At 37.2% G+C, this 26,996-nt stretch carries 43 protein-coding genes; 7 read left to right on the top strand and 36 right to left on the bottom strand.

Annotated features, from left to right (window positions below; translation table 11 throughout):
* Position 1: 1 nt before the first annotated feature.
* The 26 genes from DW721_RS07055 to DW721_RS06935 form a co-directional block, all read right to left on the bottom strand.
* Positions 2-1,312 (bottom strand): phage tail sheath family protein, encoded by a 1,311-nt coding sequence (locus tag DW721_RS07055; RefSeq protein WP_118745289.1) that lies wholly within the window; start codon positions 1,310-1,312, stop codon positions 2-4.
* Positions 1,312-1,551 (bottom strand): hypothetical protein, encoded by a 240-nt coding sequence (locus tag DW721_RS07050; protein ID WP_243035969.1) that lies wholly within the window; start codon positions 1,549-1,551, stop codon positions 1,312-1,314. Before DW721_RS07050 ends, DW721_RS07055 begins: the two co-directional genes overlap by 1 nt.
* Before the next feature lie 9 nt (positions 1,552-1,560).
* Positions 1,561-1,980: a DUF6838 family protein gene (locus DW721_RS07045; RefSeq protein WP_118745288.1), complete on the bottom strand. Its 420-nt coding sequence runs from the start codon at positions 1,978-1,980 to the stop codon at positions 1,561-1,563.
* Positions 1,958-2,533 carry an HK97 gp10 family phage protein gene (locus tag DW721_RS07040; protein ID WP_118745287.1) on the bottom strand — a complete coding sequence of 192 codons (576 nt, stop codon included), beginning with the start codon at positions 2,531-2,533 and terminating at the stop codon, positions 1,958-1,960. The genes DW721_RS07045 and DW721_RS07040 overlap by 23 nt, the downstream gene beginning before the upstream one ends.
* Positions 2,534-2,917 carry a hypothetical protein gene (locus DW721_RS07035; protein WP_118745286.1) on the bottom strand — a complete coding sequence of 128 codons (384 nt, stop codon included), beginning with the start codon at positions 2,915-2,917 and terminating at the stop codon, positions 2,534-2,536.
* Positions 2,911-3,303, bottom strand: a complete 393-nt coding sequence (locus DW721_RS07030) for a hypothetical protein (protein WP_118745285.1) — start codon at positions 3,301-3,303, stop codon at positions 2,911-2,913. Before DW721_RS07030 ends, DW721_RS07035 begins: the two co-directional genes overlap by 7 nt.
* 6 nt (positions 3,304-3,309) lie before the next feature.
* Complete coding sequence (locus tag DW721_RS07025; protein WP_118745284.1) at positions 3,310-3,546, bottom strand: hypothetical protein; 237 nt, start codon at positions 3,544-3,546, stop codon at positions 3,310-3,312.
* A 17-nt stretch (positions 3,547-3,563) separates the two neighbouring features.
* Positions 3,564-4,532, bottom strand: a complete 969-nt coding sequence (locus DW721_RS07020) for a DUF5309 family protein (RefSeq protein WP_118745283.1) — start codon at positions 4,530-4,532, stop codon at positions 3,564-3,566.
* Between the two features lie 22 nt (positions 4,533-4,554).
* Positions 4,555-5,184, bottom strand: coding sequence for a phage scaffolding protein (locus DW721_RS07015; RefSeq protein WP_118745282.1), 630 nt, complete (start codon positions 5,182-5,184; stop codon positions 4,555-4,557).
* Between the two features lie 124 nt (positions 5,185-5,308).
* Positions 5,309-6,235 carry a hypothetical protein gene (locus DW721_RS07010; protein WP_118745281.1) on the bottom strand — a complete coding sequence of 309 codons (927 nt, stop codon included), beginning with the start codon at positions 6,233-6,235 and terminating at the stop codon, positions 5,309-5,311.
* A gap of 17 nt (positions 6,236-6,252) precedes the next feature.
* Positions 6,253-6,636 (bottom strand): hypothetical protein, encoded by a 384-nt coding sequence (locus DW721_RS07005; protein ID WP_118745280.1) that lies wholly within the window; start codon positions 6,634-6,636, stop codon positions 6,253-6,255.
* Positions 6,633-6,914 (bottom strand): hypothetical protein, encoded by a 282-nt coding sequence (locus tag DW721_RS07000; RefSeq protein ID WP_118745279.1) that lies wholly within the window; start codon positions 6,912-6,914, stop codon positions 6,633-6,635. The genes DW721_RS07005 and DW721_RS07000 overlap by 4 nt, the downstream gene beginning before the upstream one ends.
* A 2-nt stretch (positions 6,915-6,916) precedes the next feature.
* Positions 6,917-8,509, bottom strand: coding sequence for a minor capsid protein (locus DW721_RS06995; RefSeq protein WP_118745278.1), 1,593 nt, complete (start codon positions 8,507-8,509; stop codon positions 6,917-6,919).
* Complete coding sequence (locus tag DW721_RS06990; RefSeq protein ID WP_347560358.1) at positions 8,509-10,062, bottom strand: phage portal protein; 1,554 nt, start codon at positions 10,060-10,062, stop codon at positions 8,509-8,511. The genes DW721_RS06995 and DW721_RS06990 overlap by 1 nt, the downstream gene beginning before the upstream one ends.
* A 9-nt stretch (positions 10,063-10,071) precedes the next feature.
* Entirely contained in the window at positions 10,072-11,412 is a 1,341-nt protein-coding gene (locus DW721_RS06985; RefSeq protein WP_118745318.1) for a PBSX family phage terminase large subunit, read from the bottom strand.
* 10 nt (positions 11,413-11,422) lie between these two features.
* A complete protein-coding gene (locus DW721_RS06980; protein WP_118745277.1) occupies positions 11,423-11,920 on the bottom strand; it encodes a terminase small subunit in 498 nt (165 codons plus the stop codon).
* 391 nt (positions 11,921-12,311) lie between these two features.
* Positions 12,312-12,698 (bottom strand): hypothetical protein, encoded by a 387-nt coding sequence (locus DW721_RS06975; protein WP_118745276.1) that lies wholly within the window; start codon positions 12,696-12,698, stop codon positions 12,312-12,314.
* On the bottom strand, positions 12,688-13,137 hold the full coding sequence (locus tag DW721_RS06970; protein WP_118745275.1) for a hypothetical protein: 450 nt from the start codon (positions 13,135-13,137) through the stop codon (positions 12,688-12,690). Before DW721_RS06970 ends, DW721_RS06975 begins: the two co-directional genes overlap by 11 nt.
* A 14-nt stretch (positions 13,138-13,151) precedes the next feature.
* On the bottom strand, positions 13,152-14,429 hold the full coding sequence (locus DW721_RS06965; protein WP_118745274.1) for a hypothetical protein: 1,278 nt from the start codon (positions 14,427-14,429) through the stop codon (positions 13,152-13,154).
* A gap of 8 nt (positions 14,430-14,437) precedes the next feature.
* Complete coding sequence (locus DW721_RS06960) at positions 14,438-16,501, bottom strand: PcfJ domain-containing protein (RefSeq protein ID WP_118745273.1); 2,064 nt, start codon at positions 16,499-16,501, stop codon at positions 14,438-14,440.
* Positions 16,502-16,515: 14 nt separating this feature from the next.
* Complete coding sequence (locus DW721_RS06955; RefSeq protein WP_118745272.1) at positions 16,516-17,031, bottom strand: hypothetical protein; 516 nt, start codon at positions 17,029-17,031, stop codon at positions 16,516-16,518.
* Positions 17,032-17,118: 87 nt separating this feature from the next.
* Positions 17,119-17,445, bottom strand: a complete 327-nt coding sequence (locus DW721_RS06950) for an HNH endonuclease (protein WP_118745271.1) — start codon at positions 17,443-17,445, stop codon at positions 17,119-17,121.
* Positions 17,445-18,890 (bottom strand): hypothetical protein, encoded by a 1,446-nt coding sequence (locus tag DW721_RS06945; RefSeq protein ID WP_118745270.1) that lies wholly within the window; start codon positions 18,888-18,890, stop codon positions 17,445-17,447. Before DW721_RS06945 ends, DW721_RS06950 begins: the two co-directional genes overlap by 1 nt.
* Positions 18,891-19,048: 158 nt before the next feature.
* A complete protein-coding gene (locus DW721_RS06940; protein ID WP_118745269.1) occupies positions 19,049-19,306 on the bottom strand; it encodes a hypothetical protein in 258 nt (85 codons plus the stop codon).
* Positions 19,306-19,461, bottom strand: coding sequence for a hypothetical protein (locus DW721_RS16080; protein ID WP_182436252.1), 156 nt, complete (start codon positions 19,459-19,461; stop codon positions 19,306-19,308). Before DW721_RS16080 ends, DW721_RS06940 begins: the two co-directional genes overlap by 1 nt.
* Positions 19,442-19,738, bottom strand: coding sequence for a hypothetical protein (locus DW721_RS06935; protein WP_118745268.1), 297 nt, complete (start codon positions 19,736-19,738; stop codon positions 19,442-19,444). Before DW721_RS06935 ends, DW721_RS16080 begins: the two co-directional genes overlap by 20 nt.
* Positions 19,739-19,869: 131 nt before the next feature.
* Here DW721_RS06935 and DW721_RS06930 point away from each other — a divergent pair, with 131 nt between their 5' ends.
* On the top strand, positions 19,870-20,073 hold the full coding sequence (locus DW721_RS06930) for a hypothetical protein (RefSeq protein WP_118745267.1): 204 nt from the start codon (positions 19,870-19,872) through the stop codon (positions 20,071-20,073).
* Here the strand turns inward: DW721_RS06930 and DW721_RS06925 are convergent.
* Together DW721_RS06925 and DW721_RS16075 are read right to left on the bottom strand one after the other, a co-directional pair.
* The gene (locus tag DW721_RS06925) at positions 20,070-20,528 is read right to left on the bottom strand and encodes a hypothetical protein (protein ID WP_118745266.1); all 459 of its coding nucleotides are present in this window, start codon (positions 20,526-20,528) and stop codon (positions 20,070-20,072) included. The two genes, DW721_RS06930 and DW721_RS06925, sit on opposite strands and share 4 nt — an antisense overlap.
* A 33-nt stretch (positions 20,529-20,561) precedes the next feature.
* Positions 20,562-20,711, bottom strand: a complete 150-nt coding sequence (locus DW721_RS16075; RefSeq protein WP_182436251.1) for a hypothetical protein — start codon at positions 20,709-20,711, stop codon at positions 20,562-20,564.
* Positions 20,712-20,779: 68 nt separating this feature from the next.
* Here DW721_RS16075 and DW721_RS16070 point away from each other — a divergent pair, with 68 nt between their 5' ends.
* Positions 20,780-20,956 carry a hypothetical protein gene (locus DW721_RS16070; protein ID WP_182436250.1) on the top strand — a complete coding sequence of 59 codons (177 nt, stop codon included), beginning with the start codon at positions 20,780-20,782 and terminating at the stop codon, positions 20,954-20,956.
* Here DW721_RS16070 and DW721_RS06920 read toward each other — a convergent pair.
* Positions 20,919-21,185: a hypothetical protein gene (locus tag DW721_RS06920; RefSeq protein WP_118745265.1), complete on the bottom strand. Its 267-nt coding sequence runs from the start codon at positions 21,183-21,185 to the stop codon at positions 20,919-20,921. The two genes, DW721_RS16070 and DW721_RS06920, sit on opposite strands and share 38 nt — an antisense overlap.
* A gap of 96 nt (positions 21,186-21,281) precedes the next feature.
* Between DW721_RS06920 and DW721_RS16065 the strand changes: the two genes are divergently transcribed.
* A complete protein-coding gene (locus tag DW721_RS16065) occupies positions 21,282-21,458 on the top strand; it encodes a hypothetical protein (RefSeq protein ID WP_182436249.1) in 177 nt (58 codons plus the stop codon).
* On the opposite strand, the gene DW721_RS06915 is transcribed toward DW721_RS16065, so the two are convergent.
* From DW721_RS06915 to DW721_RS16055, 5 genes are all read right to left on the bottom strand, one after another.
* A complete protein-coding gene (locus tag DW721_RS06915; RefSeq protein WP_118745264.1) occupies positions 21,427-21,687 on the bottom strand; it encodes a hypothetical protein in 261 nt (86 codons plus the stop codon). The genes DW721_RS16065 and DW721_RS06915 overlap by 32 nt on opposite strands.
* A 15-nt stretch (positions 21,688-21,702) precedes the next feature.
* Positions 21,703-22,005 carry a hypothetical protein gene (locus DW721_RS06910; RefSeq protein WP_118745263.1) on the bottom strand — a complete coding sequence of 101 codons (303 nt, stop codon included), beginning with the start codon at positions 22,003-22,005 and terminating at the stop codon, positions 21,703-21,705.
* Positions 22,006-22,010: 5 nt separating this feature from the next.
* Positions 22,011-22,139, bottom strand: a complete 129-nt coding sequence (locus DW721_RS06905) for a YlcI/YnfO family protein (RefSeq protein ID WP_182436248.1) — start codon at positions 22,137-22,139, stop codon at positions 22,011-22,013.
* 98 nt (positions 22,140-22,237) lie between these two features.
* Positions 22,238-22,405 (bottom strand): hypothetical protein, encoded by a 168-nt coding sequence (locus DW721_RS16060; protein WP_182436247.1) that lies wholly within the window; start codon positions 22,403-22,405, stop codon positions 22,238-22,240.
* Between the two features lie 197 nt (positions 22,406-22,602).
* The gene (locus DW721_RS16055; RefSeq protein ID WP_182436246.1) at positions 22,603-22,770 is read right to left on the bottom strand and encodes a hypothetical protein; all 168 of its coding nucleotides are present in this window, start codon (positions 22,768-22,770) and stop codon (positions 22,603-22,605) included.
* A 155-nt stretch (positions 22,771-22,925) separates the two neighbouring features.
* Here DW721_RS16055 and DW721_RS16600 point away from each other — a divergent pair, with 155 nt between their 5' ends.
* Both DW721_RS16600 and DW721_RS06900 read left to right on the top strand, forming a co-directional pair.
* On the top strand, positions 22,926-23,054 hold the full coding sequence (locus DW721_RS16600) for a hypothetical protein (protein WP_279221151.1): 129 nt from the start codon (positions 22,926-22,928) through the stop codon (positions 23,052-23,054).
* 4 nt (positions 23,055-23,058) lie between these two features.
* On the top strand, positions 23,059-23,547 hold the full coding sequence (locus DW721_RS06900) for a helix-turn-helix transcriptional regulator (protein ID WP_182436245.1): 489 nt from the start codon (positions 23,059-23,061) through the stop codon (positions 23,545-23,547).
* A 21-nt stretch (positions 23,548-23,568) separates the two neighbouring features.
* Here DW721_RS06900 and DW721_RS16595 read toward each other — a convergent pair whose 3' ends face one another.
* Entirely contained in the window at positions 23,569-23,691 is a 123-nt protein-coding gene (locus DW721_RS16595; RefSeq protein ID WP_279221150.1) for a hypothetical protein, read from the bottom strand.
* Positions 23,692-23,854: 163 nt separating this feature from the next.
* Between DW721_RS16595 and DW721_RS06895 the strand changes: the two genes are divergently transcribed.
* Together DW721_RS06895 and DW721_RS06890 are read left to right on the top strand one after the other, a co-directional pair.
* Positions 23,855-24,898, top strand: coding sequence for an N-acetyltransferase (locus DW721_RS06895; protein ID WP_118745260.1), 1,044 nt, complete (start codon positions 23,855-23,857; stop codon positions 24,896-24,898).
* 75 nt (positions 24,899-24,973) lie between these two features.
* The gene (locus DW721_RS06890; RefSeq protein WP_118745259.1) at positions 24,974-25,345 is read left to right on the top strand and encodes a hypothetical protein; all 372 of its coding nucleotides are present in this window, start codon (positions 24,974-24,976) and stop codon (positions 25,343-25,345) included.
* 616 nt (positions 25,346-25,961) lie between these two features.
* Here the strand turns inward: DW721_RS06890 and DW721_RS06885 are convergent.
* Positions 25,962-26,993 (bottom strand): hypothetical protein, encoded by a 1,032-nt coding sequence (locus DW721_RS06885; RefSeq protein WP_118745258.1) that lies wholly within the window; start codon positions 26,991-26,993, stop codon positions 25,962-25,964.
* Between the last annotated feature and the right edge of the window lie 3 nt (positions 26,994-26,996).

Here is a 26,996-nt window from a genome sequence, read left to right as displayed (position 1 = left end):
TTTACGATATTGTGACTGTCATATACATCTTTGACATTGCATTAACTACAGTTACAGCATTTTCAACTACTACAGCTTTCTTTGTATCACCCTGTAAAACCTTAACATCTGACTCATTAAAGTTTTCTATTGCTCCAATACGCTGAAGCTCTTTGCGGAGTTTTACAAGGTCAGTCCACAGTGCAGTCCTGCCAGCCTGGTTGTTTGGCATCTTTCCGAGATACTTTGTATTAAACAAAACAGCATCATCATTTGCTATCTGATCAATGACCCTGATAGTCTGATTATCTTTGAATACATCTCCCTGCGTGTCAGTTGTCGTCACCATCGTGTTTATATCATCGAGTACACGGACTTCACCGCTCACATTATGAAATACAAATTCACCTCTCTGTAAAGCCGTCTTAAGCTGTGTCTGCGTATAATCAGTATCAGTTTCAAACTCGCCATCATATACTCTGTTCTGCACAGATGCACTGATGGAACATCCACATTCTGCTCCTGTCGTCCAATACACAAGTGATGCTGCAGACTCTCCATCATCAAGTACCTTGTTTTTCACGCTGATAACTCCCATATGATCTGCTTCTTTGTAGTTGTATAATACAAGCTGGAATTTGATTCCCATCTCATCACGAAGCCTTTTAACAAATGATACATAAAGTCTCTTTGTAACTTCATCCTCCACCACAACACCCATTGCGTTATAGGCAAAGGACTCAATCTTATCAAGATATTTCTGATGAGATTCTCCGGATGTGGTTCCGTTTGTTCCATCTGAGAGTTTAATCCCTGCTGCCACGGTAAGCTCTGCATCTGCCTTAAATACAACATAATCATTTGCTGCAAGCTCTTTTGCATTTGCAACTGTCTGACTGTCAACTTTTGAGGCATCAAGATATGTTACTACATCAAATTTTGACGGTTCATCCACATTCTTGGAAACACTTATCGTAATATCGTTTCCTCTCGTGCCTGCATATCTTGCCTCGGCAATGTCACTTGACGCTTTCTTTCCACCGCTGTTTAAACGGTACGCATAAAGCGTTACAGCATTGATAAAAAGGTCACGAAGCCCTTTTAATTTGTCGCTGTCATACGCATATCCGAATATCATCTTTGAATTTTTCTGAAAGTCCTCATTTGTCACAGTAAAGACCTGTTCGTCAGGACCCCAGTCGAGTTCAAGCGGCATTGTACATATACCTCTGTCAGACAGGCTTGCCGTTGCCGCCGCAGCCGACACAAAGTTTATATATGTTCCTGGTAATACTTTGTTCTGCGTTGTAAAACTTCCTCCACCTAATGCCATTATCTCACCTTACCTTTCATAAATTTTCTGATAAGCTCATCAACCTCTGCCAATGTGTACTCTTTTCCATCTTCAAGCACGGCATTGACAACATCTTTCTTATCAATATATCTGGCAGATGTTACCAGATTATCTTTCTTAAATCTGATTTCAGCCTGTGGCTTATTTTCAGATTTTTTATTATCTGCCGCAGCATCCATTTTTCGGACACTTACGGACTTATTTTTGTTTTGCGGCATAATCATCACCTATCCTTTCGCCTTAACTCTGGAGTTCACGCTTTCCATTCTTGGTACATCCTCTTCCGGCTTTCTTACAAAGAAATCATAATTTACAAAAAAATGTAAAATATCATCCGTTATCTCATAGCTCATATCCGTACCACGAAGCAAACCTGAGTCATACGGTATTGTCTCAAGAAGCATTAACAGGTTCTCTCCAATATCGTACAGTTCCCTTTTTGTGGTACTTTCTGAAATATACTGGATACAAAACGGGTTCTGCTTTAAATATCTTTTTCCCGGATACTTTTTTATCCCCGGCTTTAAGCTCTGAATAAAAAAGCAAGGTTCATCTAAACCCTGCTCTATACTCTCTATATAATTTTCATATCCATATTCTGAATAAAGCACATTACTTATTGACTCAGCTATCCCGGTTATCATCATTAAACACTCCCTCCAAAAATTTCTGAACTTTCTTTTCAATTATCTTTGGGGCGGCATTTTGTAACTCCTGCACGGATACTGTCATCATAAAACGACCCTCTACCCAGCCACTTTTAAGTTTCTTTCCTATCGCCGGCACATATCTGCCCGGTGTCTGTCTGTGGCCGTACTCGACATAACTTGCATATTCAACAGGATTTATTATCTCCACTTCATATGCGTTACCTGTATTCCTTATCTCAAGACCTGATACGAAGTCCTCAACATTAGATGTTCCTCCATCAGAGCCACTGGACGAAGTCCAGCCCCTGCGCAGTGTTCCACCCTTTCTTGAGGACATTACAAGAAACTTATTCTCGCTGTCATCCTCAAGGTCATATGTATCTGAATAATCGCCAACCGGTGTCCTTTTGATAACCTTTCTGAGCAGTCTTGCCGCAATCTCTTTGGCACATGACTCACAAAATTTTTCGGCATCACTCTGACTTATCCTGTTTAGTTTTGTTTGCAATTCTCTTAACTCTTTTAAATCCACACTGCCCATTCCAGCCATCTAAGCCCACCTTTCAAACAATTCAAGCACTATTTCCTGATGTGTCACATATACTGCAGGTACACCGCTGTATGTATAATCCTTTGTCACACCGTTTTGCGTCACTGTTATCTTACTTCCGGGATTTATGTTTATATCAGGTGCCATAAATAATTTAATAGTCTGTGATACCGCCATTGCCGCTGCCGTATCTGCTGCCGCCTGTTTACTCTGAAAAGACAGCTTACACGGTATGTCTTTAAGCACCGCCACATCATTAAAAGCCGTCAGATGCGTTTTTTCATCTTTGACTTTCTTATGTTCATACACTGTCATTTTACCGCTGTATGCTGCTTCCTGTGCCTTTCTTGCGGCTTCAAATGCTTTGTTTACCACATCTACCATTTTATCCTCCTGAATGATGCAAATTCGCTCTTTCCATATGACCTAAGATAATTGATAAAATTATCAAGCCGCTGCTCCGGAGTAAGCGAACTTTCCCCCGTGGCAAACACCGTGTTCGTATCTCCTGCCTGTATCTGCTTAACAGCATATGATAAATCTATGTTCAGGCTCTCAGGGGCAAATGTCTTTTTGCTTAAGAGAAATTCGCCCACTGCCATATCAACAGCTATATGTTCAAGCCCCTCCGGAACATCCTGCCAGTTTATTTCATTTTTTATCGTGCTTCTCACTTTCTCAACGGCAAATGTGATTGCAAACTCATCTGATCTGTCAGTTTCAACCCCCAAAGAAGATAATCGTTTTAAGACCGCATCTGTATTAAACATACCTTATCACTTGCCTTTCCTTGTTCTTCCTTTGGTCTGTACATCAGGCTCCGGAGTTTCTTCGTCTGATTTCTTTTCTTCATCAGGCTCGCCCGATATCTCATATCCCATATCACGAAGTTTTTCCGCAAGCTCTGTATCATTTGTTTCAAATCTGCCATTTACAAATTTACAAAGCTGACAGCCTTTTTCCTTATCCCATATGATATTTGCAGTAAGAGGCTTTTTATTTATGATATACATATTCTTATCACCTCGCTTTATTTTACTTCCAGTCCTGTTATTGCACCATGTAAAAATGCCGGTGCATGTGCAAGTCCTATCTGGCCATAAATCTGTATTCTGTCAGATGCACCATTCTTTGCAAGTTCCTCCTCGAAAAAGTTTCCTTTTCCCGGTACCGGCTGGAATACAGGAGCTATCTGTGCCACATCTGCCACAAGCAGACCGTCTTTCTTCATAAACGGATCATAGCATATTCCGACCTTACAGAAATCACTTTCAATCTGTGTGATGTTCATTCCGGCAATGTTCTGTGTCATCTGCATCTGTGCTTTGAAGAAATCAGCATACAGATTTGTTATAACCTGTTTAATATATGAATTACAGAAAAGTACCATATTACCAAACATTGCTCCGTTGTCAGCCATTTCCCTAAACAACTGATCCAGCATATCCTTAGATAATGCGCCACTCTTTGCATCGATGGATGTTCCTGCATCCGAAGTACAAAGTTCCAACATTCCACGGGTCTTGTTTGCCGTATCTCCATCCGTTGTCTTATTGTAAGTTCCATTGAGGAATGAAAACTCTACATCTCTTGCAATCTTAATAAGTTTCTGCTGAATCTGAAATGCTTTTTCATCATTTGGATTTGCCGACTGATTAGCCGAATTTAAACCTGACAGCCTGCCGCTGTTTGACTGCTTTGCATATGTCAGGTCTATTGTCTCCTGATGAATCTGCACGACATTTGTTTTCTGATCTCTTGCTATATGTGCTGCTGCCGGAGCTGTCACTGATGCGTTTTCTGAAATATCAGGCTGTACTGCCTCCGGAAGTGAATACTCAACACCTGTTGAAAATTCAAAATTATCTGTCTGTTTTCCACCTGTCAATCCGCCTATCATAGATAAAAACGGTGTCTGTGTAGGTGATGCCGTAAATAGATCACCCGCATAATTTGGTAAATTAAATGTGTTACCTGTCCCTGCTACATTCTGTGGCATATTCTATCACCTTTCCTTTCTTTTACATTAAAGCAATCCCGTCATTCTGAAATGCTTCCTGTTTGATATTGATAACTTCTAACTGGTTGCCGTTCTTTCTTGCCTCCGCAAGTCTTGCTTCATAGCCTGCCTGCTTTGAATTTGGCACCATTGATGAACTGTCCGGCTGAAATCCGGTAAACTTTGTCTGTGGCTGCTCAGACTCACTAAATAAAAACTTTGAGCCGTCGTCTGCCTTAAGTTTATCAATCTGTTCCGAAAGACCTTTTACAAGCCCGTCATCTAACAACGCTGCATCATCAAGATTAAGCAATGCTCTTACTGCCTTATTGTTCTTTGCACCACTCTCCGTAAGTGCCTTATCAACAGCCGTATCAATTTTAAGCTGTGTAAGTTCCTTTTCATGTGCTGCTGCCTGCGTCTTATTATCCTCCTGAAGCTGTTTAATCTGTTTCTTAAGCTCCTCATTGTCACCGGCAGATGCTTTCAGGTTCTCAAGCTGTTTATCACGCTCTTTAACCTGCTTTTTGAGATTTGCATTTTCGGTCTGCACTTCTTTGCCTGCATCCTCCACATCAGCTTTGTTGATGCTAAGAACTTTGTCCGCCTGCTCTTTGTCAAGACCTAAATCTTCAAGTTCCTGTCGTGTCATATCTACACCATCCTTTCCGTATCGGTTTAATGCCTTGTCATACCCGGCAATTTTATGTATAAAAAAAAGACCATGAAAAAATCTGGTCTTTTAATATCTTTATGGTTGCACCGGTGCAACTTTTTTAATCTTCTATTTCTTCCTTATCCTCAATCAGCTTTAAAGCCTCCTCCGACAGTAAAGGGTCATTTTCAGCAAAAGGAAATTTTACCTTTACATCTTCCGGTGTCTCTATTGCCGAATACAATTCTACACCCTTGTCCAAAAGTTCGGAAAATGTATCTATAGCCCTCCTTGCCTTATCTCGTTCTTCCTCATTTACAAGTTTTATACCACTACTTTCCTCTATTTGAGATACTGCATCATCAAGCATAAGCGTTTTCATTCTTCTAAAGGTATCTATCATCTCCTGCCCTACTTCATTTTTTTGCCGCATAGTTTCAAGAATTTCTTTCTGTTGATTTATAACCACTTTATTAGAACGAAACTGCGTTGCAATCTCCGACATTTTTGAAAGAATCGACATAATGACATGACTTCCTGCTGCCGCCTTAATAAAAAGAGACAACCACATAGAACCCACATCAACCGTGTTAAAAACAATCTCCTCTCCACTTCCACTTATAAAAGGACACTGACTTAATATAAAATCAATATCTTTCATGTATTGTATATATTCTTTTAAATCATTACACTTTGGTATTTTTATATCAATTCCCTCTTTAGCTTCACCAGCTTCTAATGACTCATATAATTTTACCACCGAGTCTAGTCTGATTTTTATCTCATTTAAAACACTGTTAAAATTTGTTTTTGTAACAGCGTCTATTCTTGGATTTGCATCACTTCTTACATATACAGGAATGATTTTTATTGCATTATCTGCATAATCTTTGATAAATTCCATTTCCCTTAGTAAACTCAAAGCTGTAATTCCATTTTCCCACCCATTTATTTCAAATTCTCTTGAACCATTAAAATCAGAAAAAGTAATTTCATCAATACTTCGTTTTGCTGTTTTACAAAGATAATATATATTATATAATCTCAAGCCATTCACCTCTTTAATCACATATCAAGCATTTTTCTTATAAGTTCTAAATCCGTTACCTCGAATGTTACTTTCCCACTCACAGGCTCCATGTCCTCATATCGAAGTCCCGAAAAAAGCAAACGCTCACATGAACTCTCACCCTGCACATCTCCTAAGGCTTCATATACTTTTCCCGAATTGAACTCATTTTGTATCTGATATTCAATATCCTCACACAGCATAAATGATGCATGAATTATCTTTTCACCTTTACACTGTCTGCCTAATATCGGAGTTATGTTTTTTATTTCTTTTATCTCTATCTTTCCAGCAAACCTTGCAAGCGGTAATCTCCTGCCTGCTGTAATCACATTAAGCTCTGCATTTGTGATATTTAATGTTTTTATTAGTGTTGTCATTTTTTACTGTCCCCATCCTCATTGTTTTGTACATCCTCGTCGTCAGTAAGATGCTTATCCGGAGCAAGCGTTCCAAATTCATGCATTACTTTCTCCAGCATTTTATGTGTGTATGCTTCTTCTTTTTCTTCCTCTGTCAATTCACCATCTCCTATTGTTACAAACTTAGGTATTGACAATTCCATTCTAAGTTTTCTACATTCCTCTGGTGAAAGCTCTTTTCCTCTTTTTATCTGTTCTTCTTGTGGCAATAAAATCCATTCTCTCGCAGTCAACATATCTATACCTCCCTAAGCAAAATGCTCCATTTGTCATCAGCAAAATATTTATCTATAACTAAAAATTTTGAACCTCTTTCATAAAGCACCTCATTCTCATTTAATCCTATATTTCTTATATCATGTCCATTTTTAGCACCGAGAATATAAATCTGTATTTCTGAATTACCAACATCCACCTTTCCTGTCGTTGTACTCCAATATTGTGGTATGTGTGTTATTTTCCCAACCACAAAACTTTCTACAAAACCCCTTGTTTTTTCTTCAGCATCCGACCAACTTGAAAAATCAACAGTTCTTAATAAATCACCTTTATATTTCGGAACTTTTGACAATGCACTGTCTAACAAATTTATAAACCTCTGCTGTTCATTACTTAATTTTGTAATATCGTCTGTGTTTCTAAGTACTTCATTTATCACATAGGAGTCAAAACTTTTATATCTTATAATTGCTCCCAATTCATTATCTGACAATTTCATTATATCATCTTCCAACCCATTTTGCATCTTTTTTAGCGGCAAACTCAACTGCTCCATATCATCTTTTGCCCCGCCTTTTACAAATGCCTGTTCCCACTCCTTATATGTCATATTCCCCGGCACATAATAGACCTCACCGTCCTCATTTCTTGCGGCTCTCTCTCCTACTATGCCCAGTTCTTCCTCATCATCAAAATAAGGTTTTATTGTGCTCCTGCAATATACATGAAACGGCGGTGCATTTACTCCGACCTCCCACTCTGACATTGGGAAGTGTTTTCTATCCATTTTCCTACAGATATTTGATGTATGACTGTCAAGCGTCGCCACTATCTGAAATTCTTCTACATCCAGTTCCTTAAAGGCTTCTCTCTGCGATGCGGCACTAAAAAAGGCCTGTTCTGTCATAACAAGCCTGCCTGCTGCCCTCTTTGATACATCCATTCTTTTTGACAATTTATCTATTGCCTTTTGAGGACTTTCACCGAGTATTATATTTTGTGTGAGTATCTGGTTTAATTCACCGACAAGTTTTGTTCCATTGCCCCATATGCGTTCAGAGAAATTCTTACCGTCTGCCGCCCACGGACTGTTTATGACCTTGTCTATCTTTCTTTTATCTATTGTGGAAAAGTCCCAGCCTATGTGCATACCTTTCTGAATTTCATATGCGGTGTGCATATAGCCATCTTTGTAGACATTTCGCATTGTTTTATCTATAGTCTTTTGCTGACCGGCTGTCAGGCTTTCAATCTCCTGCCTTAAATCCATTTTCATGGCTTCAAGTCTTGATATGTGATATTTGGCAGATGCGTTTTCAAGCTCTTTCATCCATCTGCCGTTGACACCGTTTTCCCTGCCGTACTTTATGTACTGGTTTACATCCCACTTAAATTCCTTAAGTTCATTTGCATCGAGCAGTTTATACGCATCCTGCACAGTCACATCATTGTTTGCGGCAAGTCTGCCGTACCACTCATTTATTTTCTTGTCTATACTTTTTATTGATGTCTGGTACTGCTGTTCGATTTCCTTACAACAGTTTTTTCCTTTTTGGTTTTGTGCTGCTTCAAGCTGTAAAAACCTCTTTTTCCAATAATCTGCATTTGGCACTATTCTTCACCTGCATCCTCTTTCTTTTTCCGCTCATCCGGTGTTTCTTCCTGTTTTTCATCATCCTGCTGTCCGTCCTCCTCGTCCTGCTGCCCGAACGGCTCATACATAGATGCGGCTTCCTCCTGCTCTTTCTGCTTCTGCTCCTCAATCCTTTGCATTTCAAGTTTTGGGTCATCCACCCACGGATGTTTGCCTATTATGGTTTCATTTGATATAAGTCCCGATGATTTCTGGCAGTTGTCAATTATCTCTCCCTCGTTCATCAGAATGTCACGGTTGAATATTATGTTTACTTTTTCATTTTCAAATGAACCGTGCCCCGTATTTGCAAGGTGCATATTTACAAACCACAGAATATCTTCAAATGCCGCCTGGTATTCTGTTTCCATATCATTTGCATCTAAATCTATATCTGAATACATTGATAAGATATTCATCTGATTTGCATTACCGCCGAGCCTGTCATCTTTGGCATCATAGCCCATTGCATTTTCTATTAGTGCTTTTTTGAATATCTCTAATATACTTTTATAATTTTCTGCATTTACATTTATCTCCAGAGTCTCGACGCCGCCCTTTGTATCTCCGTCATATCTGACTTTGACAGCTCCAAAAGTGGCAAGATTTTTTCTGAACTCTCCGAGGTTTGTTCCATCGTAGTTCTTTAATACAAGTATTGTATTCCTTGCGTCCTCCTGCATATTATTTTCAAAATCAGATAACATTACATTTATACCATCCTGCAATGTCTTTACATTCTTTATAAGCGGTGTTTCAAGCTCATTTCGCTTTAAAGGTATAAGAGGTATGCGGGACCAGTTTAAACCGTCTGCTGCCCTGTCTCCGTCCGTCATAGTCACATAACAACTGTCCTGTTCATTTACAGTCACATCAGGAATGAGTGTGGCACCGTCAAGCACATATCTGTGCACCCCCATCATGTCAAACACTTCTACTTTTTCTATAACCACGGGAATATTTTTTTCATAGCCGGCTACAAGATAAAGCCTTACCGCACCCTGCAGCTTTGTATGCTCTGAATCCGCCCAGAACGGAAGTATCTCATATGACGGAAACAGTCTGAAAGTAAAACTGCCCTCCTCATCATAATAAGGATAAAGCCATGCCATACCTCCATTTAAGGCATACTTACCTGACTTTTTCAAAGTCCTCATAAATTTTTTATTAAAAACCTCTTTCAGAAGCTCTGAATACTGTTCGTTGTCCGTTTCTATCGTGAACGGATTGCCAAGCAGATAATTACTTTTCTGATTTACCATCTTTGCATACTGGTTATCTATATTACGGTTGTTCGGAAGATTTTCAACTACCTGCAGTTTGCCGTCCTCACCTATCATTGTCCTTTTTCGCATCAGTATGTCGTGCTCATTGTCATAATATAAGTGCCCTTTTATCTGCATATGCCTTTCGGGTGAGTTCTTCCACCGCATTATGGACTGTTCAAGAAATTCCTTGTCGCTCATATCGCCGTTTACTCCGTAAAGTATGAAATGAGCTATCCTGTCAATCAATCTGTTAAATCCGTTCACTGTTTCCTCCTAATCAAAGCTAAACGCATCACCTCTTGATATATCTTCAAGTGCATAACGCATTGCATCCATAAGATGATTGAAATCATCAATCGATCTGTTTATCTTTTTTCCTGTTTTTGTATCTGTATCCCATGTATAGTTGCTTATCTCTGTGATGAAATTTACACATCGTGGATGTATGATAATGTGATAATCCTGTATAAAATCAATACCATTGTTGATACTGTCTTTTCCTTTTCTGGCTTTTCTTATGCCCTTTAGTCCAAGTTCTCTCAAACGGTCTATTGACTTTGGTTCTGCTGAATCTGCTGTTATCTTTTCTTTCTGATAACCCATCTTTTCAACTTCCGTGGCAATCGACTCGTTGCTCATGCCCGGATTATACATTTCATCAAATACCCATATTGTTTTGCTGTTTGTATCAATAAAACCGCAAAATAAAGCACTCGGATCGTTCGTATAACCGAAATCAAGTCCGAATGCTGTCTTTACTCCTGATATTTTCTTTACATCCTCAATCGAGAACGCTTTTTCTTCCCAGTTTTCATATACAAGACCGTCAACTATACCCCAGTCTCCCAGTCCCGCTACCTGGTATCTTCTCGGATTTTGTTTTTTCATTGTTTCAAAAACTTTTAAATCCGCTGCGTCAAGCCACTCATTACATTTGTAATTCGTAGTCATTGCAAGTATATCAGGGTCTTTCTTTGCATCAAAAAAACGCTTCTTTATCCAGTGGTGTTCATTCCACGGGTTTAAAGTAAGCGTTATCTGTTTAAAAAGTCCTGAGCCATCGGGAACAGCTCCACGAATCGACTCGTCAAGCATATTGAAGTCATCTTCTGAACTTATCTCATATGCTTCCTCAAGCCACATCCAGCACAGACAGCCTACATCAACCGTTATTGATGTTACTTTCAGCGGGTCATCAAGTCCTCTGAAATATATCTTCTGCCCTGTCGACTTGTATGTCATTTCAAGCGGCGATTCTTTTATATCCCAGTGTGCATCCACACCCAGTCTGTGAATAGCCCATTTCAACTCGGTAAAGCATGAATCTTTAAGAGTCCTGTAGGTCTTTCTGACTACAAGCGTATTTGCATCAGGATATTTCATCATATTGGTGATATACCATAGAGCTGTCGTCTTTGATTTCTTTGACGCTCGTGAACCTTTACATACACGATACCTGCCCTTATATCTCCAGTATGTCCCATATCCTTTTCCGACCAGCTCCGGCAGTCTTACATTTACTTTTCCGGACTTAGTCTTTTTATTTTCTTCAGGATATAATATAAATTTCTGATAAGCGAATATGTGCTGTGAAGATATTCTATTTTTTACCATAAGCACTTACCTAATCTTCCAAAGCATCTTCACCGGATATTACTATCGGCACGGCAACATTTACATCTACCTTGTCATTCCACATTCCAAGATGTTTTCCGAGCATTTCAAGTGCTTTCAGTTTTGAAAAAATCTTAATCTCACTCTCTTCACTGGTTCCGTTTTCTCCGCTGAAAGATTTATGTTTTATCGATTCTACGCAGGCAAGGTCCTCTGGTCTGGCATCTTCTTTTATCTCTCCGCTGCTTTCTACAATATCCGTAATCTTGACAAATGCTATCTTTGCAAGTTCCAAGACTACTCTGTCCTGATTTATGCCGGTGCGTCTGCTCCTCAATGCCATTGCCTCTCCAATAGCACTTTGAACCTTAACATTTCTTAACATCCTTGAGCCCTGCACATCTGCCGTTTTTACTGAATATCCTGCTCTTATGGCGGCTTGTGTTGCGTTCAGGTCAACGAGGTATTCTTCAACAAATCTTTGCTGCTTTTCTGTTAATTTAGCCATATCACAACACACCTGCCTTTCAAAATATGATATAGCCAAGCAATATTCCAAGCAAAACGCCTGTGAACACGGATGAAAACCATATTGTTAATAATCTTCTGATTATTGCCTTTTTTCTTAAACCTCTAGAATAAATCATCCGCTCACCTCCGGTCATTCTGCTGCCGCCTCACTCGTTTTATGTATATCCGTGTACAGAAAAAATGGCATCACACTACATTACAAGCATTTTCCTATACACTGAAAAGACCGGCTTTTACACCGGTCTTTCGCATATCTACATAATTAACAAGGAGGTTACTTTTCTTTTGCTTCGCAGTATAACAATATCATACTTTTCAGGTGACATTCACTGACATTTACTCCCATTTTTATTAAAATTATATAAACTTTATAAATTACATATAATTTTTTGATTTATTTTATACTCTGCTGTCTCTTTTAAAACCGTTGCATTGTATTCTATATCAGAATACTTGTCATATATTTCAGCATCCCTGACTATCTCCATGTTCCAATGCTCAATGTAAAAGTTGTTTAATGGAAGTCTTATATTATATGGCCGCATTAAACTCATTTCATCAGTTATTAGTACATCACAATACCAGCCTTTCACACTGTCAACTCTTCTGTATTTTTCAAGTTCTATTACATCAAATTCACCATAGCATATTTTCACAAGCTCCATCCTGTCACCATTGCGCATACATATGTCACCTTCAAAAATAAAATGACCATTTCTATCTCTTAAACCTGAACATAACCTATTAACTTTCATTTCTTTTTTCCTCCAAATGCTCAAATGCCTTTTTATGTGCCCTATACACTCTTTTCTTATATTTCTCAAAATTATAGTCGAGGTCTTTTTTATCACTGTATATAAATTTCACAATATCATTCCACTCTTTTATATCAATATATCTTGCAAATAATACTGCTGCCTCTACTGGATTTTTTAAGCTTCGGATTATCTTCTCTGCCTTTATGCTTTCTCTCGCAGTCCTGCTTTTGAGAATATCAATATATTTTTCCTGTTCGAGTATCTCAGATACATCATGTGCCATGTTTGCATCTCCCGATGAGCGGCTGCCTTTTGGCATACCTGACAAGTCAGGAGAGGATATTGCCGCCATGTTTTCCTGCATATCTCTTAATCTCTTTTGTGCCATTCTTAATTTTATACGGTTCTGTCTTATGTTTCTGAAATACTCTCTCATTTTCTATACCTCCATCAATATTCTTCAGGTGCCGGATTTTCCGGCAATGGCATCCAGAACATTATCCTGTCCGCCGCAAAACTCCATCTTAATTTCCCGTTATCCTCTACAACACTCATAAGCGACTGCCTGCACTGTTCTTCATCAATCTTTCTAAATGCGATATATTCTCCCGGCTCATCAGGGCAGGCTTTTCTTCTCGTCGATACCCACTCACCAAAAGCCGGTACAAACTTTTCATTCTCCGGTAATACCTCAGGATAATTGTGTATCTCATACTGACCGGAAACAACATCGCTTTCTTCTGTGTCATTTTCTTCCGGAGGATTCATTGCATCGAAACCATTACCACTCACAGCATTTTCAGGTTCTTTTGATACTGTATCACCGCTTATATCACTTTTCTGTTCTGTTTGCTTATTTTCAACAGCACTCGACTTTTCTTTAGTAACGGCAGTATGTTCATGTTCTATAATATCCTGCTCATCTTCATCAACATCCGGCTCAATTTTAATATCTTCATTACACATTTCATATACAAATTTAAACGCATCAGTCAACTGCTGCCATGTCGTTTCCTCTGCCTCTCCGGTACGGACATTTATAATAACAGGTGGTTCATCAATGCCGTTTATTGACAGCATCAGCTTTCCTATTCCCTTTACCCTTGCCGGAATCATATCCACACCGCTCGGACTCAAAATATCTGAAAACTTTTCAGCAAATTCTTTTTCGCTATACATCGGATTTCCTGAATACTTTTTTAAAAGCTCTGCTGCCGTTTTAAATTTTTCATTATTTTCTTTAAAATAGACATACATCCACTGTTCAAATATATTTTCAAATTCTTCTGCAGGCTTTTCAGGTGTTTCCAATGCTACTTCTATATCTGTTATCTTTTCTTCGTCCCTCACTTCTTTACGGATATTTTGTATCTGACCTTTTGTCATTTCAGGCGGGATATTGTCAGCTATAGCATCAGGGAGTGTTATCATCTCGGCAAGTTTAGCTACTCCATAATCCTTGTATGCAGCCGCTATATGCTCTCCGTATCCACCCTCCGAATATTTTTCATTTATCCTTATATACCTGCTTACCATGTCCTTAGACAAATTATATTCCGATTTGGCAAAATCATTTATATTTGCATATCCGCTCTCATGCAATATCGTTGTGTCTTTTGCTATTCTTAACAAATATCCTATCCTACAAAAACTGTTTGCCGCCACGAGCATCTCTTTGTCAAGCTCTGCTTTAAATTCCTTGTATGTTTTCTTTTCAGTAAGTTCCATATAACCTCCTATGCTATTTTCTGCGTATCAGCAGACAATCTTTTATTTACTATTTCTCTGTATGTTCTAAGCCATTTATTAACTTCTGTCTCCTCAGTTTTTTTATCATATGCTCCATACCATTGCACTATATGATCCTTTTTAATCTCAATAGTGACAAATCTTATATCCGGATTTTTGCTATGCCTTAAAAACAATATTGTACTGGTCTGTCTGTTATGTGCACGAAGATAATTATCCCCGCCTACACAGTGATGAAGTACATGACCCTCCTCGATTATGTCACTTGCCGACTTTGGAATAACTATCTGATACTTTTCATCCTTATACATATAAACTTTTGAAAGCTGTTTTATAAGTTTTGGTATCTGTGTATATTTTTCATCAGCAGTCATGCTTTTTTCTTTTATCTTCTTTGCATCGCTCTGCATAACCATTTCCTGATGTGCTGCGTCAAGGTCACGGGGTTTTGAATACACATTGTTACTAAGGTCATAACCAAGTTCTATACGCATCTGTAAATAATCAAGATATTTTCCTGCCCTTTCATTCAGATAATGATAACCAAATCTGTTAGGATAATCGCCCTCTAAATCATCAGGACTTTCATATCCCACATACTTTGCAAGCTGATTTATAACCCTTTTAATACTCATATGTTCAGCAATCTGTAAAAGCTGCTCATATATCCTATGTGATGAATAACCGACTGAAAGTATCTCATAAAGCCATGCACAATATATCATTTCAAACTGCTGCCCCGTCTGCTTTTGAAGCCGACATATATTCAATATTGTTATATTTCCCTCCTGTTCTACAAGATAAGGTATATCTTTCTTCTGTATTCCAAGCATATCCTCCGGTCTTGCTGCTGCCATATCCATATCATTTGTCTGGTAAAAATTAGCTGTAAGCGGCTCTGCCAACTTCCACAACTGCATTTTCACAAGATATTCAAGCTGCGGGTATCTCCTATATGCCTTAAAATATCCGTGAATATCTGACTTAGGATATTTACTTAAAAATCTGTCTATGGCACAGTATTTAAAAGCTGATTTTTTTATATTTGCAAGTGACGGCTCGTATAAAAAACCTTTTGGACTCTGGTATGAGTACATCCCCGAACTATTTCTGTCATACCACTCTGTCTTATCTGTCCAACCGTCATAATAACAAAAGTCTTTATGTTCCTCTGCCTTTGTTATGAAAAGCCTTGTCATCTCAGTATATTCATAAGCCTCCTTCACATCTTTTCTTATCACCTGTGATGCGGCTACCTCTCTTATCACAAGTCCGTCTTTGTAAGTATCTGCCTTATAGAATGTCAGTTGTTCATTAAACTTTCTTTCCCTTGCCTGGTACTTTCCCATTGCTCCACATATCTCACAGCGGCTTATGATACCCTGCTTTGGTGTTGCAACAATATTTTCACTCTGACTCTCATAGCTCACACCGTACTCAGTTGCCCGTCTGTACTCACAACCGCAAGCCGAACACTTAAAATCAGCATACCGCCCTTTTCGCTTATACCACATGATATGCTTACCGAACCTGTCAAACTTCTTTTTGCAATATGCCTTAAACTCATCGTCAAGCGGTTCTACATAACTGCATCTTTCTTTAAGCCGCTGCATACGCCTCTTATATGCTCTGTCTGCCTTTTCACCTGCAATGGCACTCTCAAGCTGCCTTACAACATAAAACAAATTCTCGTCAATAAACCGTATCGTTTTAACTTTCTTTGCATATCCTGCCACTATGTCATATGTCTCTTTAGAATAAGCCATATCACGGCTTGCATATAGTGTTGGTACTGTCTGCGGAAACCATATCTCTGAATTTTCTATTGATTTGCCCGACCAGTTCTTTGTGTCATATTCATAAATGCCATAATCAACCGGAGTGACTATAATCCGCCTAAGGGGTTTCTTTCGATTTTTGGGATAAACATCAAGTAATAATATACTGCTGCCGTCTATATCCACCACTCCTGCCGATACGCTGTAACGCTTTCCACGCTCACTGTACTCCGTAGGAATAGGAGGTATCTTAAGTATTGCTTTTTTCTTCATCTTTCTCTGCCCCCTTAGTACAATGACTCAATCATCTTTTCCATAGCTTCTTTTCCATCAAGATAATATGCTTTTATAACGGCAATAAGCTGTTTGTCAGTGCCACAGCACACTCCCATGCTGCCCGTCTTATGTTTGCCTGCCGCACTTTTCATACTGCCTATTATCTCTTTAATACTTTTGCCTTTTCCTCTTACTGCTGCCGCAAAGGACTCATCCCTGCACAAAGTCATAGCCATTGCCGCAATAGTATTAAGTATCATCTTCGTATCCTTGTCTGCATATTTCTTTTCGATATTCAGCTTACCGACAGCCGCAGAAAAAGGTGTACAAAACGCACCCATGCCGTCAATAAAATCATCCACATCCTCTTTATCCAATCCGTTCTCCTCTGCAAGCACATAAAGATTTTCCTTGTCACCCTCCTCTAAAAGTCCCTCAGCACTCTTGTTTATTTCCTCAGCAGACTCAAACTCCCCAAACACCTTAAACATTTCTTCCTTTGCATCTTTTTTAACCTCTCTTGCCATGCGAAGCTCCTTTCCCTGTGGGGATATTCCCCACAGATTAAAATAAATAGTAAATTACTGTATGTGATACGCTATAAAGCGGTACAGTCAATAAAATCTGCCACCCATAAGACGCTTTACTACATTTAGTCCAATATACTCGCCCGCTGTCATTTCAACGCTCTTAAACGGCTTATATAAAGACTTTTCTCTCATACCGAGTTTTATTGCAATCTCCTTAAGTGTGTATGATTTTTCTTTGTCAAATAAATCAAATAACTGTTCCTGTAACCACTGCTTTAACTCCAAATCTCTCTGACGGTTTTTATGTGGTCCGTCATCACCTTTATGTTCTTCAATGGAAAGCGGTATAAGATTTAACTTAAAGTTCAATCCCCCCTGGCTTCTGAACACTATATGATGTAATTCTGCCATTATCTCCTATCCTCCATTTCAAAATCATATTGCATATTTGCAATCCTTTTACGAAGCTGTATAAACTCCGCTTCACTGTATTCATTTTTCTTTTCATCAACGACCGAAACAATGTGACCGCCCAATGCCATATCAGCAAGCAGACCGTCAATAAGCTCAAGGTTCTTAATTCCTTTATAACCCGACTCTCTCTGAGCCCTAAATCTACCGTCATTTATTCCTGCTGCCAACAGTGCATCATCTATGTGAAGCTCAATATCTGACCGCTTTGTAAACTGACTGAGGACATAATCAGCTATCAAAAGTGCTGCCCTATGCTTTGTAGTACCTGAAATCTTTCCGTACTTTTCAACCGTGTAAGTCTTACCGTTCACGATAGTTTCAAAAACTACGGAAAAATTCGCAATACCGCACCTGATAGAGCCTGTCCATGTCATATCAACAAACACCCTGCTCTTTGGCAGGTCAGGTTGCACCGGTGCAACTTCCCTGTTTTCCATCACAACGACCCCTTTCTTTGTTTTCAATGTGCCATATATATAAAATCCACCTACATAATCAGAGTAAAAAATCTTTGAACCCGTATATGTAAACTTATTTTTATAAATCTTTTCAAATATTGATGATATATCATCACCTGACTTTACCATGTCATACATCTTTTTCTTTGTGAGTGTAGTAGTGTTCACACGCTCGATAGGTCTTTTAAGATTGCGGCTCGAAGCCCACCTGTGGTGACTTCTCTTTTCCTGCTTGGTTATGTATCTGCCGTAACCCTCAAGACCGAAATCCTCATCAGGCTGTGCAATCTTGCTTTCGCTCCTGCCAAACTTCCACTTGCTCTCCGCCACATCCCTGTCCATGGCATTGATGATGATATGATGGTGAATACGCACTTTCTTTGTATCTTCACCCTCCGGAACATACTCGATAACATAAATATATTTAAGCTCATCAAGCCCCTGTTTTTTACGCTCTCTCTTTAATGCTTTAATATAGTTATTTATATCTTTTCTGGCTCTCTCCAGTGTCGGATAATATCCGTCTTTGTATGTAAGCGTTATAAGGAGATCACCTTTAACAAAATTAGTATTTAACAGCCTGATAACAGTAAGCTGTGCATTTTTATTATTTAGATTTTTCTGTGCTTCTCTTGACTCTCTGCTCTTTTTAGTCTTTGGAGTATCTTTTCTGGTATTCCATACCGGATAGATATTGCACTCAACAAAGTTGCCTGATATTATCGTCTTTTCACATATCCTGCATTTTCTTATATAATCCATTTTTGCTTTTACCGGATCAGCCTGTCCTAAAACCGAACTGTCATATATATCATCTAATGTAAGCTGTGCATGAGGTACCTGCGGTTTGGTTTTCCATTCCTTACCATATACATCCTCAAAGCTGTACTGATACCATCTGCTCTTTTTTCCCTCTTTTGCCATGTGCTACCTCATATGTCCCATTTTTTAATACTCATTACAAGGACGGTAAAGGGGTTGTCCCCCTTGCAAAACCTTGTTTACTATGGTATATTTGAATTGCCATGTGCTTGTACTTTGTGCAAGTCACAATTAAGCCGCTTTTTCCCAAGCGGCTTTTTTCATGCTATTTTTATTTCAAAATAAATCTCAAACCAGACATCTGCACATACATACGCATCAAGTTCTTTTTGGTCGATTTCATCCTTTGATTTATTGCGTGGTATGCAGTGAAAACCTACTTCTTTTACATTCCTTTCAAGCAGCTCCCCGGCTTTTGAAGCAAGATTTCCAACATACCCGACATAAAGAAGCGAATCCGCTTTTATATGTACTCTGGTGGCATTTGCTATGCTGTCTGTAAGTTCTTTTAACTTCATCAAATCACCCCGTATTCTGCTAATGTGACTATCACACTCACTGCCCCGGCTACAAATACTGCTGCTACGAACAATGTTGTGTGTGCAATAATCTTTAATCTTTGGTTGTCAATAACTGCTCTCTCGTTTTCAAGTTTATACTTCTGACACTCCAACTGACTCTTGCGTATCCTCTCGTCCAATATCCTCTGTTCCTCTACTGATACTATCTCCTGCATTTTTCTTTTCCTCCTGTTCTTTTCTTTTCTGTTCCTCTGCTTCTTTTTGCTTTCTCAACTGATACTGTAAGCAAATCTTTTTTATACCCATGATGATTTCTTCTTTTTCTTCCTCCGGTGTATCTATCCTGCGGTATCTGTGTACTGTACCATCTTCATAATGAAACTCTCCAACATACTCAAATGTTCCCTGGTCAGTAGTGACTGTCTCCATGTTTTCCACCTCCTGTTTATAAATATGTATATCTCAATTTGTCCTATTATTGTTTTTTGTTCTGTATTCTCCTATAATCTAAATACAGGTTGCGCCAACAACCGAGTATTTAGAAAGGGGGCATATATTATATGAGTACATTTAAAACCATACCTATTACAGGTACTTGTCCTGTAACTAACAGTGATGTTACCGTCAATGCAAGATACCGATACATCCACCCTTTAGGTGACCCAAACGGTCACTATCTTCTTGGAACTGTTGATTGCGAATATGCCAATATATGCACACATCAACAATGCCAAATTGCAGAACCATTTTTCGATGCTGATTAGTCCTTGCTAAAGAAATAAATCCTTTCACCACTAATCCGCATAAATGGCTGAAACATATCAGTAGGTCCTGCACATTTTCCTTCCGAAACAGGTGCAGGACTTATCGGACATATCTGACATGGAAATTCTTCTCCTGCCGTTCTTTCATGTATCATGTCCTGATATAAACAGTTCATCCAATGAGCTATACATTTTAACGAATTCTTTCGCTTTTCTGATAATTTCTCATCATTTACATTAAAAATTCCAGAAGAAATCGGTAACTTAAGCTGAATAACATATTCTTCCTTTTTGTTGAAACTGACAGTCAGATACTTGCTTAAATCCGTACCTTTTTCAATCTCAAGGCATAAATCGTTAAACAGCTCCTTTATGAACTCCTGTTCCATCCCCGCTGCATCGTCTTTTTTCACATCCTCAAAAATGCTATGCTGTAATGAAAATAAATCTCTCATTTCTTTTCTATCACTCCTCTTTCTCAGTGCCTTTTAATCTTTATATGTAATACATATAAAGATTGTTTTATCAGTTAAATTTATATTTAATAATTCTTCTACAGACTGCTTTTTTTCTATAGCAGTCTGTTTTTCTCTATCTGCCACCTCTCTCACCTCTTTTCTGAAAACATTGATTTTCACTCTATACTCCCCTATACTCTAAATACAGGTTGCTCCAACGACCAAGTATTTAGAAAGGGGATTTTCGTATGAGTGAATTAGCTGAAAAAATTTATACATGGTTTCAATCTCATCCACAATATAACTTTTCAAGAGATTTATCTGTCAAAGCTCTTGAAGATTCTGCCATTAAAGAATTAGTAAAAAATGACTACATCCGAGTTACTGCTAGGGCTCTCGGTTATATTTGTGCTGAAATTCTTTAATTTTTCCTCTTAACCAATTAGGAATATATATCCGCCTTAATTCCTTTAGAATTCTTTTTAAAGGCGGATATGTTAATTCGACTTCTACACTTTTCCATTGTGCATCTTTAAGTACCTTTACATCATATATCCCTTTTCTTTTGTTTTCTCTAAACTGAACCGTGTACCGATGACCATCCATCTTAAATCCTATGTACTTTAATGACACATCTACATCAAATATTTCCATGTTTCACCTCCTCTCTATTGCTTTTCACTCTATACTCCTCTATAATCTAAATACAGGTTGCTCCAACGACCGAGTATTTAGAAAGGGGGGGTTCGTATGAGTGAATTAGCTGAAAAAATTTATATATTTTTTCAATCTGACCCTAAATATTACTTATCTCCTGACCCTATAATTCGCAGCAACGAATTAGCGGCTATTGCAGAGTTAGAAAACAATTTTTACATTGATGTAAAAATGAGAACTATTGGTTATATCTGTGCAAAAATAATTTAATCTTCTGCCGTATCCAAAGTTTTCGATGTATCCGCCACAATTCACTTATGATGTATCTCAGTGGCGGATATGTTAATTTAATCTCTACTTCCTGTTCTTCTCCATCTCTACATACCTCTATTTCATAAATACCTTTTCTTTTGTTTTCCCTAAACTGAATACAATATTTATGACCATCCATCTTAAATATGATATATCTTACCGACACATCTACATCAAATATCTTCATGCTTTATCTCCTCTTTTATGTGAATTTTCTTATAAATATAGTTACAAGTATTGTGGTAACAATGCTTACAATAATCTCTACACAGATACAGTATTTTGTATAAAGTTTTTCATACTCATTTTTCAACCACTGTTCCTGGCTTTTTAAATTGATATTTTCTTTTTTTATTTCATCATCTAATGTCTTAAGAAGTTCTCCTGCCTCCTCTATCTTTCCCTCTGCCAGAAGTGCAAATGCCTGCTCCTCAATTTCACTTCTGCGGTCATATTCTTCCTGTAAATCTTTTACGGCTTTTATTTTCTGTTCATATTTACTCATCCGGCTCACCTCGCTTTCACATATCTCCACAAAAGACTTAACACAAACCCGTTAAATGTCATTCCCTGTTCCTCGGCTTCCTCTTTTAATTTTCTATGAAGTTCTCTCGGAAGTCTTAATGTTGTTACTATCATCCACACACACCTCATTTCAATTTGATGTCATAATCATACGAAAAAAGTCGGGGTTTTCCCCGTTGCTTTGGCAACGGGGTTTGTCAAGTGTTGTTTTTTTATGCCGTTATTTTTGCCTTACATGACTGTCCACGCATCCCGGCTGTTTTCTGCTTTTCATGCTCAACACCCAGCATATAGCCAATAATCAGCATCTTGTTATCTGTACCTAATTCCAGAAATCCTTTGGTTACCTTTTCCACGATTTCTTTTTTATTATTTTTCATCATCCTCACCTCTTTCTTTTCTCAAAACCTTTATACCTACTACCAATGTTGCTGTTCCAACCGCTATCTGCACAATCGCAAATAATAACTGTAAAATTTCCATAACATTTCCACCTCTCTATCTATTTGACAACTCTTTAGAAAAAGCATATTATTTAACCAGGGAAGCAAGCCGGTAACTTGCTCCCCCTTTTGCATCAGGACAACATTTTGTAGATGTGGTCGATTAACTCTATGAGTTTATCAACCAATGTTGTTAGTCCCTGAAGCATTAAGACGATACCGTTCATTATCGTCAACCAGGTAAGAAGTTTCGGCTCCTTATCTGGTTTTTTGTTTTTCTTTTGCTTTTTCTTATTAGACATTGTTTTGTCTCCTTTCGTTTTGGTTGATAAACCAACTATACCATTTGTAATATGGTTTGTCAACACTATTTGAATACTTTTTACAACTTTTTTTAGTTGACTAACCTAATCAGCTATAGTATTATATTTACAACTTATAGAAATGAGGTGATTAAATGACTGCATGGGAAATTTTTAAATTTATACTCGATATTGTTTCTGTTATATGTGATGCAATATTGATTGTATTTCTGGCAAAATATTTAAAGGCAATTCATAATGATGATAATGAAGAGGAGGATTGATATTTTGGAACTTCATGAAAGAATCAGATTTTTAAGAAAAGACACATTAAAAATGAGCATGGATGCTTTTGGCAAACAACTTGGAGTAAGTCGTGACACAATCAACAATATCGAGCGTAATCGTCTTGCACGCCCAGAGCAAAAACTTTCATTACTCAAATTGATGTGCAAAGAATTTAATGTAAGTGAAAAATGGCTTTTAGACGGTGAGGGTGAAATGTTTGTCAGCGATGAAACAGAGTACAATGCACTTATTGAACAGATGCTGTCAAGTGAAAATGAGTTTGTGAAAAATATTTTTAAAACATTTGCTCTCTTCGATGAGAAAGACTGGGAAGCGTTGCAGCATATGGTAGAAAAGTATAACTCTGTTGCCGACTCAGATGGCATATTACGATATGATGAAAATCCAGCAGCTTTTGTTCCGGATACTCCGGAAAAATTAGAAAAGATAGCCCCGCCTATCCAGGTGGAAAAAAACGAGGTGAGTTGATACACTCACCCCTTTTTACATTTATTTGAATATTATCAGTTTTGTATCTCCTGCAAATGCAAGGTTATAGTAAATTGTTTTTGTGCTTCTGTAATAAATTGCATATATAGTTCTTTGATAATAATTTATGTATTTTCTCCTCATATACTCCCCCTGTTCTGTAAAGGGTGAGTGTGTAGAGTAAGTATAAAACAAAATACAGACATACTCTTAAAAATCTCCTGATGTAAAATCAAGAGATTTTTTTGACATTTTTAGTCGATATTGGTATTATTAAATTGCAATTTATAAAAGAGGAGGTTACATAATGAACAACATTAATTACAAAAAATTTTCTGAAATAAATTTAAACGACTCTTTTTTTGACTCATTACGCCAAGATTACGATGGTTTTGATGAATGGTTTAAGAGGAAAAAAAATCAGTCCGCACTTGTACAATACGATGATAGCAATCGAATAACAGGTTTTTTATACTTAAAAATTGAAAAACAAATTGTAAGTGACACGATACCTAATATTACGGCAAATACTATTTTAAAAGTAGGCACTTTTAAGATTGAAGCTCATGGCACTAAAATGGGAGAACAATTTATAAAAAAAATTATGGACTGTGCCGTAAATAATAATGTAGATGTATGTTATGCAACAATATTTCCAAAACAGATTGCTCTCATAAATTTAGTAGAACAATTTGGCTTTAATTTATATGGACAAAAAGGAACTGGCAATCACAAAGAAAATGTATATTTAAAACAGATGAAACTAATTACAAACAATATCTATAAGGACTATCCTTATATCAATACAAACTTTGTGCGAAAATACTTGTTAAGTATTTATCCTAAATATCATTCAATAATGTTTCCTGATTCTATTTTAAGAACGGAAAACCCAAACACTATTAAGGATGTTTCATATTCTAATTCGATAAACAAAATATATGTTTGTACCATGTCGCAAGTCACAGACTTAAATTATGGGGATATTGTTGTACTTTATCGAACCGCAGAACCTGGACAATATGCTAAATATACAGCCGTTGCCACATCTATCTGTGTTGTAGAAAGTGTAAAAACTCAAAATGAATTTGCATCTTTTGATGAATTTTACAAATATTCATGTAAATATAATTTATTTAACCGTGATGATTTAGAATATTGGTACAATAAAGGTAATTGCAAAGCAATTAAAATGACATATAATGCAGCTTTTAAACAAAGAATTGTCCGCAATGATTTACTAGTAGACATAGGTTTAGACGCAAGTCTTTATTGGGGTTTTTTTGAATTAACCGATAAGCAATTTCATGAAATAGCCCAAATAGGACTTGTAGATAATATTTTATTATAAAACTTATGTTCGACACCTATTGTAAAACTTTGCTATATATATTATAATATGAAAAAAGAAACGGAGATGAAAACAATGTGCTCAATATTATTATCAATAAATCCTAAACATGTTGAAAACATATTAAATGGTACCAAAGAATATGAATTTAGAAAAACAGCATGTAAAAAGCATGTAGATAAAATTATTATCTATTCTACATCTCCTATTATGAAAGTTGTTGGTGAAGCAGAAGTAGATGATATTCTTATTGGCGACCCTGAGATGATATGGCAATTAACGAAAAAAAAATCCGGCATAGATAAAATCTTTTTTGATGAGTATTACAAAAACAAAACAGAAGCCGTAGCATACAAACTAAAAAATGTTATAAAATTCGACTCTCCGAAAACACTAAATGATTATGGTGTACATAATGCACCACAGTCTTACCAGTATATAAATTGAATTTGTTATTATATAAAGCACCTCTCGTACGAGAGGTGCTGTTTTTACATTTTTGTATATTGCAAATACTTTTTGCATATGATATAATGTCGGTAGACAAAGAGAAGCTATTGTTCCATAGCGAACACAAAACAAAACCCCCGATGTTGCCGCATCGGGGGTTTTTATTCCTATTTTGATGTGGAAGGCTTAATACCACAGGTTAGTTGCCGATTATTCATTACCATCTAACCATTTGATGATGTAATGACAAATCACACCACCCATGACAGTAACAAAAAGAGAGGCTATATACTCCATAACAAACACCTCCTTCCCTTGCCGGTATAGGAGAGGCAACAAACCTATATTATCATATAAGATGACATTTTTCTACAACATTTTCCAAACAACTAATCTTAAAAATGGGAGGTGCTGTTTTTACATTTTTGTATATTGCAAATACTTTTTACATACGATATAATGTCGGTAGACAAAGATATCATATGTCCATGTCGGACGATACACGAACCCCCGAAAGTCTCACACACTTTCGGGGGTTTATTTTCTTTTCTGTTTAATAATTTCTTTTTGTTTAAGTTGCACCGGTGCAACTACTTTTATTCATAAAGCATTATTAGCATTCTTCTATTCCTTCCTCAATTTCTTGCTCTACCACCGCAATTTCACAATCTTCATCATATATCTCATCGTTTTCTATTTCCTCATATTGCATTATTTCTGAATCTATACGTTCAATCTCCCCATCAACTTTTTCCCTTATTTCATTCCCTATTCCTCTTAAAAAAAACTGTTTTAACTTTATTGACCACTCATTTTTATCTTTGTCTTTATTGTATCCACTAATTATGCCAGGTAAAATATATTTGCATACTAAAATAAACAGTTTTGCCTTGTCATTAACTCCCATTTCCCTTATGTCAATACTTAAAGCCCCTGAATATGTATTCTCATACACTTTTCCAGAATTTCCAATATATAATTCAATATTTAATTCCTCTTTCTCATATTGAATAATAGGACGCAAAGCTCGTAAACTTTCTTCTCCAAGTAACATTCCCAAAGTTCCAAGTAGTGCCGTCACTCTTTTTCCAACACCTCTTGTTGCATTTACCTTATCCTCAGTCCGACCTAAGTAACTATAAATTCCATTCAAATATATCAATGGTTCCTTCAATATAGGCTTATCTGGAAGCTCCCTCATTCTATAAAAAAACCAATATAATAAATCCTCATTTACCTGATCATCAGGATTAACTTCACCCCATTTTTCTTTATCTGCAAAAATTTTCTTAATAACTCTTTGTGCATTTCCATACGACTGCAAAATTACAATTCCAACATAATCCGCCCTTTCATAACTTACAACTTCTACAATACTATCGACAACAATATACTCATTTATATCATGATCGAATTTACATCCCTGAATATTGATGTCAAAAAATGCATATCTCTCACTTTTATCATTTATAGCTAACTCCATAATTTCTATATTTCTATTACCACCATTTATCTCGCTTTTGAGTTTTTTTAAACCATATTTCGGTGACGATTGCCTATAATATGTTCTGTTTTCATTTATCTTGTTTATAAAATCCTCTAAATTATTAAATTTATTTAATTTATAAACTGTGTAATTTATCATTAA

The sequence above is a fragment of the Clostridium sp. AM27-31LB genome (assembly GCF_003480745.1).
Lineage (GTDB): Bacteria > Bacillota > Clostridia > Lachnospirales > Lachnospiraceae > Butyribacter > Butyribacter intestini.
Note: the sequence above shows the minus strand (reverse complement) of the source record. Positions and strands in the feature narration are given on the sequence as shown.